This is a genomic window from Brevibacillus sp. NRRL NRS-603 (assembly GCF_003013445.1).
GTDB classification, from domain to species: Bacteria; Bacillota; Bacilli; order Brevibacillales; family Brevibacillaceae; genus Brevibacillus; species Brevibacillus formosus.
This window is the reverse complement of the sequence record NZ_PXZN01000009.1, coordinates 16,758-30,251: the sequence shown is the minus strand read 5'-3', so window position 1 is coordinate 30,251 and position 13,494 is coordinate 16,758. Positions and strand designations below refer to the sequence as shown.

At 50.9% G+C, this 13,494-nt stretch carries 9 protein-coding genes; 1 reads left to right on the top strand and 8 read right to left on the bottom strand.

The window, feature by feature from the left end; translation table 11 throughout:
- Nucleotides 1-86: 86 nt before the first annotated feature.
- Both C7R94_RS04895 and C7R94_RS04890 read right to left on the bottom strand, forming a co-directional pair.
- The gene (locus tag C7R94_RS04895) at nt 87-701 is read right to left on the bottom strand and encodes a PH domain-containing protein (RefSeq protein WP_047071397.1); all 615 of its coding nucleotides are present in this window, start codon (nt 699-701) and stop codon (nt 87-89) included.
- 142 nt (nt 702-843) lie between these two features.
- Complete coding sequence (locus tag C7R94_RS04890) at nt 844-1,401, bottom strand: nitroreductase family protein (RefSeq protein WP_106778712.1); 558 nt, start codon at nt 1,399-1,401, stop codon at nt 844-846.
- A gap of 405 nt (nt 1,402-1,806) precedes the next feature.
- Between C7R94_RS04890 and C7R94_RS04880 the strand changes: the two genes are divergently transcribed.
- Complete coding sequence (locus C7R94_RS04880) at nt 1,807-2,187, top strand: RidA family protein (protein ID WP_047071393.1); 381 nt, start codon at nt 1,807-1,809, stop codon at nt 2,185-2,187.
- Between the two features lie 60 nt (nt 2,188-2,247).
- Here C7R94_RS04880 and C7R94_RS04875 read toward each other — a convergent pair whose 3' ends face one another.
- The 6 genes from C7R94_RS04875 to C7R94_RS04850 form a co-directional block, all read right to left on the bottom strand.
- Nucleotides 2,248-4,773 (bottom strand): SEL1-like repeat protein, encoded by a 2,526-nt coding sequence (locus C7R94_RS04875; protein ID WP_106778710.1) that lies wholly within the window; start codon nt 4,771-4,773, stop codon nt 2,248-2,250.
- 143 nt (nt 4,774-4,916) lie between these two features.
- Nucleotides 4,917-5,654, bottom strand: coding sequence for a PIG-L deacetylase family protein (locus C7R94_RS04870; RefSeq protein ID WP_047072009.1), 738 nt, complete (start codon nt 5,652-5,654; stop codon nt 4,917-4,919).
- Nucleotides 5,655-5,664: 10 nt separating this feature from the next.
- Nucleotides 5,665-6,681 carry an N-acetylglucosamine kinase gene (locus C7R94_RS04865; RefSeq protein ID WP_106778709.1) on the bottom strand — a complete coding sequence of 339 codons (1,017 nt, stop codon included), beginning with the start codon at nt 6,679-6,681 and terminating at the stop codon, nt 5,665-5,667.
- On the bottom strand, nt 6,681-8,189 hold the full coding sequence (argH, locus tag C7R94_RS04860) for an argininosuccinate lyase (protein WP_106778708.1): 1,509 nt from the start codon (nt 8,187-8,189) through the stop codon (nt 6,681-6,683). The genes C7R94_RS04865 and argH overlap by 1 nt, the downstream gene beginning before the upstream one ends.
- Before the next feature lie 109 nt (nt 8,190-8,298).
- Complete coding sequence (locus C7R94_RS04855; RefSeq protein WP_106778707.1) at nt 8,299-10,830, bottom strand: NEW3 domain-containing protein; 2,532 nt, start codon at nt 10,828-10,830, stop codon at nt 8,299-8,301.
- Nucleotides 10,831-10,949: 119 nt separating this feature from the next.
- Entirely contained in the window at nt 10,950-13,469 is a 2,520-nt protein-coding gene (locus C7R94_RS04850) for an NEW3 domain-containing protein (protein ID WP_369834977.1), read from the bottom strand.
- Between the last annotated feature and the right edge of the window lie 25 nt (nt 13,470-13,494).

The following is a 13,494-nucleotide window of genomic DNA, read 5'->3' as shown; positions in this document are numbered from 1 at the left end:
TCGTTTTGAACTACTTGTAAGAGTAGAAGCTTGACGAAGATTTCGCTTGAATATAAAAGAGCCTCTTTGAAAGAGGCTCTTCCTTTTTAGTTATGAATATATTTTTCAAAGACTTTCCCAAAGTCTTTAACGACATACTTGTATCGGATGTCCTCCAGCCAATCGAAGGTGTATTGGTTGATGGACTTGAATTGTGAAGCTACGTCTGCTTGCTGGCCAGTTACGCGACCCAAAGTGCTTTGGGCGACGTGGAGGCTTTCTTTTGCATGCTGGAGCGCAAGTTCGTTATCGTGCATAATCGAGGCGATCTTCACAAGGGCTTTGTAGAGGTCTTTTAGCTCCTCCAAATGCTTTTTGTTGACATCGATTGAGTAGTGCTCATTGCCCATCGTGAACTTGATTTCTACATCCAAATCGACGGTTCCGGCTGTTTCCAAATACACGTTAGAGATTGGGTGTGTATGGTAGGAATAGCGGCGCAGCATTCGTTTTTTGCTGGTGGCACTCGTTCCATCCAGATGAACCAGCCCCAGATTGGTGAAGCAGTACTCATCGGACTTTGATTTGATCAAAAAATAGATTTTCTCATTGTCCTCGTGCATGATGTAATCATCAGCGTCCACCTTGTCGTAATCTGCTGGTTTTACCACGATTCCTACATTGCTCAAGCCAAGCGCGTCTGCGGCAAGCTTTCCAAACATGATCTAACAGCTCCCCTCGTTATGTACGGTGTAACCTTACCCATTTATACGTGCGTGGGGGGACTTAGTTGCAAACAACTACAGTGCTCACCCAGTTTTTCTTTTCCGTTCCGTGTTTTTTTCAAAGAAGCCAGCTGGAGCATTACAGCCAGGTCGTCTTTTCTTCCGCTGCCACCCGACTCGTCTCAGGAGCATCTGCCTCGGGATAACCAATGAACAGTGTGCCCACGACCTTTTTATTTTCAGGCGATCCGAGGAATTGCAGCAAGCGTTCGTCGCGAACCAAGCCGATTCCTCTCGTGCGCCATACCATGCCAAGTCCGAGTTCCTTCGCTGCCAGCCACATGGAGTGAATCGCGCAGCAAACCGCGTATTCGTTATCCTCTGAGGATGCTTCATCCCCTGGGATCACATCAGCAGTCGCGACAATGACGAGCGGTGTTTTTTCCAGGACGGTTAAGGAATCCTGCACGAGATTCGGCTTGGTCGGAAAACGCTCCAGCAAAAATTCCTTCGCGATTGCCTCGAACCGCAGCTTCGCTTCTCCTCTGATCACGTAAAAATGCCACGGCTGACGCAAGCGGTCGTTCGGGGCCAACACAGCGCAATCTAGCAACGCTTGGATTTTTTCGGTTTCTACTTCTTTTGGAATATAGTTACGTACGGCTCTTCTGCTTTTGAGTGCCTCTAGTACGGACATACTGGTTCCTCCTCGGTTTACCATTTTCATACGAATCCCAACCATTATATCGAAGGTTATTCGGGTTCGTACAGGTATCTATCAGCGAGCATGTATCGCCGAATGTGCTTGGTGTTCGTCTTTTCTCGCAACATAGATATCATATTGCTTATGATCTTCTTGGGGCAGCATCTCCATGTCTCCCCCTAAATGACGCAGCGCATGAGAGTGAATGCGTGTCCGAAAACGAATGCCATGAGAACTTAGCTTATTTGCCACACGAATGTATTCTTCATGACCAAACGCAGTGTGGATCAAGCACTTGCACTTGGAAAAAGGGTGAGAAAAAAGTCCATAAACCACTCCACTCCCTTTCCTTTTGTAGTATATTCCAATTATTGCGGAAATGAGAGGGGACATTCTACTATGAATCGGAAGAAAATATTCACGGGTTCACCTTGGGAGCCTGTCGTGGGATATTGCCGCGCAATCCGAGTAGGAGACCGCATTGAAGTAGCTGGTACCACCGCCATGAAGGACGGAGAAGTCGTTGGTGTGGGCGATGCCTATGAACAAACGCGGTTCATCCTGGAAACGATTGAAAAAGCATTGCGAGAATTAGATGCTGATTTGTCTCATGTGGTCAGAACGCGGATGTTTGTAACGGATATCAGCAAGTGGGAAGAGATCGGAAAAGCACACGGGGAGTTTTTCCGCGAGATTCAGCCTGTCGCTACAATGGTTGAGGTCAAGGCATTGATTGACCCGCGTCTGCTCGTTGAGATTGAAGTGGAAGCCATTGTTTAGCATGCCGGTTAGTAGGAAGCGGACCGACGACTTTTTCTGTCGATCCGCTATTTGCTTTTTCTACGATTGTGTGAGCTCCTCAGGGATATCAAGACCCGCCTTCTCTGCTTCTTCGAGGTGATGTTTCGCCAGAAGCTCATCCACATATTGCGCTTCATTCCGGTAAATTCTTGCCAGTTCGATATGTGCATGCGGGTAATCTCTTTCCAAAGCAGCATGAAAATAAGTGATGGCGGCGTCGATATTTTTGGCTGTACCGTAGCCATTATAGTAGAAGATTCCCAAATTATAGGCACTGAAATCGCCGCCTGCTTCGTAATCTTGGTGATAATAATGCAGCGCCTTTTCGAAGTCTCCTTTTGAATCGTGCAGGTAGCCAAGCCACTCAAAAGCCGGCGAGCCCAATAACTCCCCCTGTTCATAATGCCAGAGAGCCTTGTCCAAATCTTGCGGCACCAGCTCCCCGTCATAATAGGTGGCGCCAAGATTGTTGTGAGCCAGCGCATGACCGTGTTCTGCCGCCTTGCCCATCCAGTATATTGCCTGATCGGCATCAGGCTCCGTGCCTATCCCGTGTCGATAGCAGCAGCCTAATCCATTCATAGCATGGTGGTTGCCTGCCGCAGCCCCTAATTCATACCAGTAAAAAGCTTTATCAGCATCGACGAAGCCTTCTAGATTGTAATACGTATGCGCAAGGTTGTTCATGGATGGGGCATAGCCCTTTTCAGCAGCAAGCGTATCGTACAGAATGGCTTTCTCATAATCGCCTGCTTCATACGCTTCCATGCCCAGGTTGTACAATGTTTCTACCGGCGTGTACTGATCTATGCTGTCACCAGCGGATTGCTCCCCTTTGGCATAGGCCAACAGTCGCTTCCGAACCTCGGCATCAAAACAATTGCTGTAATAACGATCTTCGACATCCTCCAGCACGAGCGTTTTATCTGCCCTCGACAGCCCGTACTCGCTTACTAAATAAACGTCGTGGCCCTTGAAGGCATAAGCAAAACCCTCGACCAGATCCTTTTTCACCACCAGATCGAATTCGAAATCACTCCATCGCTTTTCCGGCGATAAGGCAATGCTCCATAATCCATTTCTCTTCAAAGCATACGCATCCTGATGCAGCCAAAAAATGTTTTCATAATCGTCTAAGGGGAATAACCACGCTGGCTGATCGGCATCTCCATGAAAAACGCCTAGCTTTCCATCTTTTTTCGCCAGCACCTGATTGCCCTGCCCTGCCTCCGTATAAACCTGCAAATCAATCAGTTCATCGTATTCATAGGGCAACAGCAGGCTCTCCTGCTGTTTGCCGTAAGCGGCGTACTTCTTTCCCTTGCGCAGGACGAGCAGATTCGGAAAATAGGTTTGCCTATTCAGTTTATCGAAGCCGGATGCGCCGACAATGCCGTCTTTTTTGTACAAGGTGCTGTGACTTGCATCCTTGTGCGGTTTGACGAGAAGGAGCCCTTCGCCAATATGTTCCAGCGCCGTCAACGGGAAGTCTCCGACGTATTGCCAATATTCATTAAAGATTTTCCGGTTTTTCCTGCCTTTTACCGCTGTATGGTAAAATCCGTCCCCGCACTTGAAGGCTTCTTCATGCTCAAAATCTATCGTTACAGAACCAGCTTGGTCCAGCACGCCCCACTTTCCGTCTTTCTTCGCCGTATAAAATCCTTGGTAATCAAGCAGTTCTAACTCTTCATAGTGAGTAGGGACAATCGTTTGGCCTTCCAGATTGATCAGACCATATCGACCGTTTCGTTTGACAATGGCGCCAGCAGAGCCGTATTCAAAATCGTAGGCATCCTCCCACTCCAACGGAATGACGATTCTCCCGGATTTATGTACATAGCCATATTTGCCATCTCTAGCGACTACGGCGAGATCTTCGGAAGCGAAATCGTAAAAGGCATCGAACTGAGGGGCAAGCAATACGTTTCCCTCTGCGTCTTTGAGACCAAGCAAGCCAGCTTCCTCAAAAATCTCCACGTCTGGCTGTTCTTCATAAGGCTGCCAGATGTGTCCCCAGCCGAATTGGTAGTCCTCATAATTGAGCAGCTCGGCAAAAGAACGAAAGCCCGGGTTCACATCCATCAATTCGGAGTAATTCAATAGCGAGATGTCATCGTTGTCCATTGCCTTTGTCATGATCTCGTTGTTATGGGCAATATTGGCGCGCAAACTTTCCGCCTGCTCATCATGAGGGATGTCATCCATATTGAATACGTCCCAGGCATCGATGTGAAAATACGGAAGCTTTCGTTTTTCCAGATAGCTGAAAAGCTGATTTCTCGCTTCCAAAAATGCTTCTTTGTTACGGATTAGCCCCTCCTGTCTCTCCAGGAAATCGTAGAATCGCTTTACGTTTTCGATGCCTGCCTGTGCGTCGTAATAGAGTCCGGAATTGTCCGGTTCGGTATGGTTGTTGTAATTGTTTCCGGCGATCAAACCACCTTCTATGAAAAGCGGCTGCAAAAGTAGGGGGACCTCATAGCCCCATTCCACCATCATCGTGTCGTTGCCTTGCGCTTGAGAAGGTTCACTGACGTTATATACATAGACTCTGTGCGACATGTCTTCTCTCCCTTTGATTTCCAATTGCTTCTGACCACATTGTAAGCAAATCTAGCAGGGCAAAACAATCCGACTGATGGTCTATCCAATGAAAAAGGCTGACCAGCAAAAATCATGCTGGTCAGCCCTTTCTACTTTTTAGACTATAGCTCGATGACAGGAATACTGCCACCCACACTAACTGGCTCAATCGCCTTGCCCGCTGACCGCACCAAAGTAAAGTACTCATAGCAGCCAATGACGCCAAAGTCCCCATCGATCACACCTGGATAAGCGCGATTCACGGAGTACTCCTGACTGAGGTGAGCCTTCAGCGCCTCTCCTTTTTGTGTCCGATAGCCCGAAATATCGACCTTGCCTGTAATCGGAACCGCTGGCTTTGGACCATGATCCGGGCAATGATCGTAGTAGTGCGGGATCGAAACATAGTACAGATCAGGATATTCTGCCGGAGTTAAGCTCGCTTCGGCTTGTTCGACCGCTCGCGTCGTCGCCTCGCACGTGACGATATGATCGGGATGACCCGTTACCCCGTCCGGCGGAAACGTAACGACGACATTGGGCTTCCATTCCTCTATCGCTTCCCGAATCTTACCCACCAGCTCATCCAGATCGGCATTTTGCAGGGAACCATCCGGGTACCGGAACAATTCGAGACGACTGATTCCGAGCACTTCCGCCGCTGTTTTCAGCTCTAGCTCTCGATGTTTTGCCAGCTTTTCTCTACAATCGATATCGAATGGACCGCTGCGTCCTTTGCAGCCGGAGGTAATGCACAAATAACATGTCTCATGTCCGGCGTCCTTGCACTTTGCCAACGTTCCCCCGCAGGCAAAAGACTCATCGTCCGGATGGGGAAAGACGACCATTACTTTTTTCATTTCTGGCACCTCACTTGCCTCCCGATTGGCGTTTTAAATAAGCCAATCCTTTTGCTATGACACCGTAAATCGGATCGTTTTGCGCATTTTCGATGACGACCTGTGAAGCGTACTCTCGGACGCGCTCTACGACGATCTCTCGCACGCGATCATCGTTTTGCAAAACGCCTCCCTGCATGATCATCTGAAACGGCTTGGCTTTCATTTGCAATGTATCAATGACCGCCCGAGCAGCATCGAAAAGCTCTTCGCCTGCGACCTGCAAGATAGCTGCTGCCACCTTATCGCCAGCAAGTGCCGCTTGACTGACCAACGGCGACAGCTCTCCTACCTTCTCGACGGAATAATGCTCACTGTACGTCCAGTTAAACAATTCTTCTACGCGTCCCAGTCCAACGTGCGGGAGGAGCAGCTTCTTCAATACAGTCGGCTCGCCGCGGCCATCCGCTGCTTTTAATACCGCCATAATCGCTTGCTTTCCGATCCAGTAGCCGCTGCCCTCGTCACCAACTCGATGCCCCCAGCCTCCTGCTCGCGCTGTTTCCTGTTCATCATTTACACCAAAGGCAATCGAGCCTGTGCCTGCGATGACCAGAATGCCGGGTTTGCCTCCGGTGGCACCGAGCAATGCCGCAAACCCGTCGTTTTCCACAATCAGCTGCTGGACGCGAATACCGAGCTGGTGCAGCACCTTGCTCACCATCCGCGAGATCACCTGTCGATCATACTCCGTGTCCAGGCCAGCGATCCCGAACACCGCGCACTCGATTTCCCATTCGATTGGTCCATCCAGTGTCGGAGTCCCGCTCATAAAGGGGGCAACTGTTTGACGAGCGATCGCATCGTCCAGAGCTTGACTGATCGCTGCAACCAACTCACGAGCTGCCGCTTCCTCCCCGATCCCTTGATAATTGCATGAACCGGAGCGTCCTGCACCGATTTCATTTCTGGAGCGGTCCACAAGTACCGCCAGACACTTGGTGCCCCCTCCGTCCACTGCCAGAAGAGGTATTCGCACCATTGCCATTACCCCACACTCCATTCAGCTGTCATCTGATCTAACCCTTTCATCACATTCGCAATCGCCTGTTTTTTCTGTGCCAGCCATTCTGTTTCCTGCTGGAGAACAGCTTGGCGAGCGGCGATCATGCGCTTCATTTCCTCTGGATTGGGTCCACCAGGAAGCTTGCGGATCATTACGAAATGAACCGGATCAAGCGCCAGTCTGAGCTCTTCTGCTGTGAGCGACAGCTCCCGCCCAATTACTTCCACGGCTGCACGGTTTACCAGCTCCAAGCTGATTTGGTTCGCAGCGAGTTGCTCGCTCATCGCTTCTTTTACCACACGACTCACAATATGATGCGATTTGCGGAACGAAAGCTGATCCGTGCGCACCAATGTATCTGCCAGCTCAGTGACGGTCGCAAAGCTGCCCTTTGCCCGCTCCAGGAGGACGTCCTTGTTCACTTCCATTGTACCTACAACGCTCGCCATCAAGCGATACATCTGCTCGAGCACTCCCATGCTCCGCCACGCGTATGGCTGCATATCATCCTCGGTATCCACGATATCGCCAAAAGGCGTATTGTGCATCATCGTAAGCACTGTCGTCGCATTTCCTGCTGCACTGGACAACAGAGAGCGCATATGTTCAAAGGAAACCGGATTTCGCTTTTGAGGCATGATGGAGCTGATCTGCACGTATGGACTCGCGACTTTTAACCCCGCGAATTCTTGTGTGCACCACAGCAGCATATCCTGAACCGTACGCCCCAAATTAATCGCTGCCAGTTGTACGGCTGTCGCTACTTCCCCCAAATAATCCGCGCCGCAGACTGCATCATAGGAATTTTCCACCAGCTCATCAAATCCGAGCAATTCGCGCATCCTCTCCCGGCTGATCGCAAAGCCAGAAGTCGTCAAGGCCGCGGCCCCCATCGGTGAGCGATTGACTGTGTGATAGGCTTGGATCAGTCGCTTGATATCACGGCTGAGCATGTCAGTAGCCGCCATGATATAATGCGCCATTGTCGTCGGCTGCGCCTGCTGCGTGTGTGTGTAGCCAATCATAATCGTATCCGCATGCTCATTTGCAAAGAGGAGCAAATGCTCTTTCAGATAGAGGGCAGAAGCCAAGGTCACCAACAATTTTTCACGCAGCACCATGCGGTAAATGGTAATCCCCATGTCGTTGCGGCTGCGAGCCAGATGCAGATTTCCTGCCACATCAGGAGCCAGTTCCAGCAAACGGCTCTCTACCTGAAAGAACAAATCTTCAAACTGTCCGGTGTAATGCGATTGGCGCAGCTCTTCCATTTCGATCCCACACAGTGCACCAGCAATTCTTTTGGCCTCATCGTCTGTGAGCAATTCTTGTTCACGAAGCATGATCAAATGTGCCTTGTTAATCGCCATCATCGGATGCAGCAGATGGTGCTTCGCTTCATTGAATGCAGGCTCCAAAACCGCCTCCACGTATGTCTTGCCAGGAAAGCTGGCTCCCTCCTGTAGAAAAATTCGCTCTCTGTAATTCATCTTTCTTGCATCTCCTTCCCTATCCATTCGTAAGCTGCTTCTATTTTTGCGTCTGATCTTCTTTTAGGAGGAGGCGACCGCCGAACGATCGCCTTCCCTTCTACTATGATTACTGCTGTGGGCTGATCATGTTGACAAACAAGCGGATCGCACCCGGTACGAGTAATGGAATTTCGCGATACCACACAAGTGAGCTGTAGGTATACGTTCCTTTTCCATACTTGGCAGTGAGGTACGTACCCGTAAATTCCTTCTCGCCTTCATCTCCATTGGAGATTAGCTCTGTGTATTCCTTGCCCCACTCGGATGGGTTGTAAGCGGAACGATCCTGAATCCAGTTGTCCCAATCTTTCTCCGTGATTTTGTTTGGCGAATGGAACAAAGCATGATCAGGCGCCAATACTGTCACTTTGGAGGTTTCGTCTGTGACACGCCATTGAATCAGCGGAGCACCGATTTTGATCGGATAAGGTGCCAGCTCCGGCTTCCATTTATCCTCTGGCTTGTGGTATTGTACGACCAGATTTCCACCGTTTTCCACGTATTTCAGCAAGCGGGCATTCGAAGGTATCAGCTCTGGCCGGAAACCATAAGCGCGAATACCCAGCACGATCGTATCGTATTGATCCAGATCGCCAGACTCGATGTCTTTTGCCGACAGATTCGTCACATCGACTCCCAATTGGGATAAATACTGATCGATATTGTCAAAGCCACTGGATACGTAACCGACCTTCAAACCTTCCGGCACCTTCAGGTCAAATGCCTGGATGGCAAGAGTCGCTGGTTGAACAAAGTAAGTCGTGCCGATATGCGGGTAACGGATGACTTGGGCTCCGTGTCGGCTCTCTTTACCACTGCCAGACGCTACTGCAGTCACCGTATACTTATCCGGTTGGACCGAAGCATCTGCATTGACCGTAAAGGCAACCGACTTCGTTTCTCCCTTGGCTTCAAAGGCGAGCGGTGCTGCTTGTGGCTCCACACTCCAGCCTTTTGGCACATCGAGAGAGATGGTTGTTTTCGCTGCACCTGGATTGTAGTTTTTCACCGTAACCTTGACCGGGATTGGCTCCTCTGGCTTCTGCGTATTCAAAACCGTCGCATTTGGACTCAGCACCATAGAAAAAGATGGAAGAACTGCAATGGCATCTGCTGGTGTCACATGGCTATGCGCCGTCGAGCCTGCAAAGCTGTAGCTGACGTCAGCTGTAATGGCAGGAGCGGCATACGGTTGGAACAGAGCAGCATCAGAAGGAACTGTAACATCAAAGGTCGTTTTCACCGTCTGATTGTAGCCGAGCGATGAGAAGCTCGTTGTCGATTGCGGCTTGGCTTGCCAGCCTTTTGGTACATTCAGCGCGAGATTGATCTTCCCGACTTTTGCTTGGCCGCCGTTGTATGCCGTGACCGTAACTTTTGTCGTTTGGCCTGCTACCAGTTCGGTTGTCTCAGGCTTTACTTTGGTTACGAGCGAGAGCGCTTCGGCACTGGCTTTGTTCAACTGGGATTTTTTCACTCCCAAACGATGGCGCAAGTCTGTTTTCGTGTCAGTTGGCAAGGAGGACGATTCGACTGCTGCCGTCGCTTTTTCCACATCCGCCAGCATCTCATGCGCTTCCTTGGCTACGGAGGCAAAGCTTGGGTACGCAGCAATGACCTCTGCGGCATCCTTTTCCAGCTTTTTCAGTTCGCCTGCGACTTTTTCCCCGCCAGACTGGCTGGCAACTTCCTTCGCTAAATCATCAAACGAATAGGCAATTCCCTCAAAAAAGTCTGCTTCCTTGTCTTTTGTCTCTACGATGGATTGATCGAGCTTGTAATAATTGAAGCTTGGCCCCTCGTCATAGTGACGTCCCATGCCCTGGCTCTTGTGCATGAAACGGGATTCTTCGCCGAGTTGGACGTAAGAGGCGCCATAAATTTCGTCATAGTCGCCAACAGGCACCTTTACTGTGTAATCCTTTTCCTTTGCAGGCAGATACAGCTTCTTCACCTGCCACGGAGCCAAGCCTTCCTTTGCATGCTGTGGAAAAACGTTTGGATCTGCGGCATCCTTGAATGCCCGTACCGTAATGACATTAATCGCGCGGTGATGACCGTGAGTCGAAGGTTCGTTCAAAAATGCGGGAATCACGACATCGGGTCTCAGTGTCCGGATACGGCGGATGAGCTTTTCGTACGCGACATCCTCGCCCCATTTTTGTAAGGTTTCATCCGGGCTTTTGGAAAAGCCGAAGTCAAAAATAGGGTCATCGATTTTTTCACTGAGGTTCTCCAGATGGATGTTCGTGATTTTGGAAGCTTCCTGCAATTCGCGGGTACGAATGATCCCCAGCGCATTGCCCAGCTCGCTGCCTATCTCGTTCTGTCCTCCCTCGCCTCGGTTCGCAATGACACTGGATGTGTCCACCCCTTTGCCAAGCGACAAATACGCAAGCATTGAACTGTGCTCATCGTCCGGATGTGCTCCGGTGTTCATCGCACTGGCAATCGTGGTGAGCGGCTTGATGGCTTTCCACAGGTCGACAACCCCGCGGTCTGCATGGGCGGTCTCGGGTGCTACCGGCATAATCAGACTCGTGGCCAGCACCGCTGCAGTCGTAATCGTGTACAGCTTGGCAAGTTTCCCCTTACTCAATGAACAACTCCTCCATTCCATTCAGATTGATGTCTATATCAATCATGGCGGTCTGTACGTTTGCATTTCATTGATGTAGCCATGGATCGACCCACGGTTGGCCCGGAGTGGATGGGGCATTACTGCTTCTGACTGATCATGTTGACGAACAAGCGAAAAGCGCCAGGGACTAGCTGTGGAATCTCGCGGAACCAGGCAAGCGAGCTGTAGGTGTACGTCCCTTTTCCATAGTGCGCCGTGAGGAAAATGCCGCGGAACTCCGGTTCTCCCGGATCACTTGTCGCAATCAGCTCGGTATACTCGCTACCCCAGCGAGAAGGATTGTAGATGGAGCGCTCCTGCACCCATCCATCCCAGTCTGCTTGGGTAATCACGTTTGGCTCCTGGAACATCGGATGGTCAGGGGCCAGCATACGGACGTCTGATTGCTCATTGGTCACCCGCCAATCGATCAGCGATTCGCCGATAAAAATGGGGTATGGCGCCAAGTGCGGCTTCCATTTGTCCTCGGGCTTATGATATTGAACGACGAGATTTCCGCCGTTTTCTACATACTGCAAAAGCCGCTGGTTGCTCTCGATTAATTCGCGGCGGAATCCGTATGCTCGAATGCCGAGAACAATCGTGTCGTAGCGGGACAAATCGCCCGATTGTATTTCGTTTGCGTCGAGATTGAGGCAATTCACCCCAACCGCGCGCAAGTATTTATCCATATTGTCAAAGCCGCTGGATACGTAGCCGATCCGTTGGTTTTTCGGGATGGCCAGGTCAAAGGCTTGAACAGTCAGCGTAGCGGGCCGAATGAAATACGTGCGGCCGACATGCGGGTATTCAATGACCTGCACATCTTGCGCAATCTCTGTCACACCGTCTGTTCCCGTGACCGTAGCGCTGATCTGATATTTGCCATTCGTCACCTGCGGTGTGGTATGAACAGTAAAAGCGATCGTTTTCGTCTCGCTGCGGAAAGAAAACGGAACATCGACAAAGGCTGGCTCCGCTGTCCAGCCTGCCGGGACAACGAGAGCGACTTTGGCTATAGAGCTTCCCGGCCGGTACTGTTTCAGTGTTACCTTAACCGGGATCGTCTCATCCGTATGCAGCGTGTTTCGCACCACATCGGACGGAGTCAGCGTCACGGCATACGGCGGAAGCACAGCTACACGGCTTTCCGGCTCTACACGAATCGTACTGGCTGTCTCGAAGGCAAAATAGAGCACCTCGACATCGAGCACGGGCGGCTTGTAAGGATGGAACAGCTCCGTCTGTGCAGGAATCGATACCTCAAATACGGTACACACCGTCTGATTGTAAGCAAGTCGCGGAAACGCAGTTGGCGTAAGCGGTTTCGCCGTCCATCCAGCGGGGACACGCATACGCAGCTGCACATGCTCAACCTCAAGGGAGCCGCCGTTGTAAGCCGTTACGGTAACCGTTGTCGTCTGGCCTGCCACCCACTCGCCCGTCTCCGGCTTGATTTTCACGACCAAAGACAGAGCCTCCGCACTGGCACGGTTGAGCTGCGCTTCCTTGAGTCCTAGCCGATACATCAAATCAATCTTTGCTTCTTCATCGAGTGGAGCCTTGCGTACTTCTTGTAGTGCAGTCGCAAGCAAAGCCTTCATGCGGTGAACCCTTTGGGCTACCTCAGCAAAACGCGGGTAGGCATTCAGTACATCTGTAGCCGCATCGTGCATATGGTGAAGCACTTCCGCGAGTTCTTGCCCGCCTTTTGCAGCGATGCTCTGCGCCAGATCAGCAAAACTGACGGGCAGTCCAGAAAAAAAGTCGCGCTCTTTTTCCGGTGCCGGAAAAACAGAGGCATCCAGGCGATAGTAATTGTAGGTCGGGCCTTCATCGTAATGAACACCCATGCCCTGTGTCTTATGCATAAACCTCGATCGCTCACCAAGCTGTACATAGGATGAGCCATAGATTTGGTCGTATTCCCCCACGGGTACAGCGACGTGATAATCATCGTTGTCCATGATAGGCAGATACAGCTTTTTCATTTGCCACGGCAATAGTCCAGTCTGTCTATGCTCCGGAAATATCTGTGGATCGGCTGCTTCGTGGAAAGCTCGCTGTGTCAGTAACGTAATCGCCCGGTGATGTCCATGTGTCGTCGGTTCATTTTCAAAGCAAGCGATGACCACATCGGGGCGCAGCTCCCTGATTTTTCGAATCAATCGCTCGTACACGACTTCTTCGCCCCATTTGCGGAAGGTTTCTTCGGCGCATTTGGAGAACCCGAAATCATGGATGGGATCATCCAGCTCTTCGCTTAAGATGCCAAGCGTCACATTGCTAAGAGATGAGGCTTCTTCCAGCTCACGCGTGCGGATAATCCCCAGCGCGGTTCCTTGCTCGCAGCCGATTTCGTTTTGGCCGCCTTCGCCTCTCGTCGCGATCACACTCGTGGTATACACGCCTCTCCCCAGCGCCAAGTAAGCGAGCATGGCACTGTGCTCATCGTCTGGATGGGCACCTGTGTTCATGGCACTGGCAATGGTAGCGAGCGGCTTGATTGCTTTCCACAGATCGAGCAATCCGTGTTCCCCCTGCATGGTGCGAACAGATGCGGGAATTGGCGGGCAGGGCAGTTTGGTCGGCTGTACCATCGGTGATTTCTTGTCCATCGATTCACTGACATCCACGTGAAGC

Excerpts from the sequence above, each read along its gene's own strand:
- C7R94_RS04870 (WP_047072009.1), bottom strand. The coding sequence starts at position 5,654 with ATGAAAAAAGTAATGGTCGTCTTTCCCCATCCGGACGATGAGTCTTTT.
- C7R94_RS04895 (WP_047071397.1), bottom strand. The coding sequence starts at position 701 with ATGTTTGGAAAGCTTGCCGCAGACGCGCTTGGCTTGAGCAATGTAGGA.
- C7R94_RS04880 (WP_047071393.1), top strand. The coding sequence starts at position 1,807 with ATGAATCGGAAGAAAATATTCACGGGTTCACCTTGGGAGCCTGTCGTG.
- C7R94_RS04850 (WP_369834977.1), bottom strand. The coding sequence starts at position 13,469 with ATGGACAAGAAATCACCGATGGTACAGCCGACCAAACTGCCCTGCCCG.
- argH (WP_106778708.1), bottom strand. The coding sequence starts at position 8,189 with ATGAATTACAGAGAGCGAATTTTTCTACAGGAGGGAGCCAGCTTTCCT.
- C7R94_RS04890 (WP_106778712.1), bottom strand. The coding sequence starts at position 1,401 with ATGTCCGTACTAGAGGCACTCAAAAGCAGAAGAGCCGTACGTAACTAT.
- C7R94_RS04865 (WP_106778709.1), bottom strand. The coding sequence starts at position 6,681 with ATGGCAATGGTGCGAATACCTCTTCTGGCAGTGGACGGAGGGGGCACC.
- C7R94_RS04875 (WP_106778710.1), bottom strand. The coding sequence starts at position 4,773 with ATGTCGCACAGAGTCTATGTATATAACGTCAGTGAACCTTCTCAAGCG.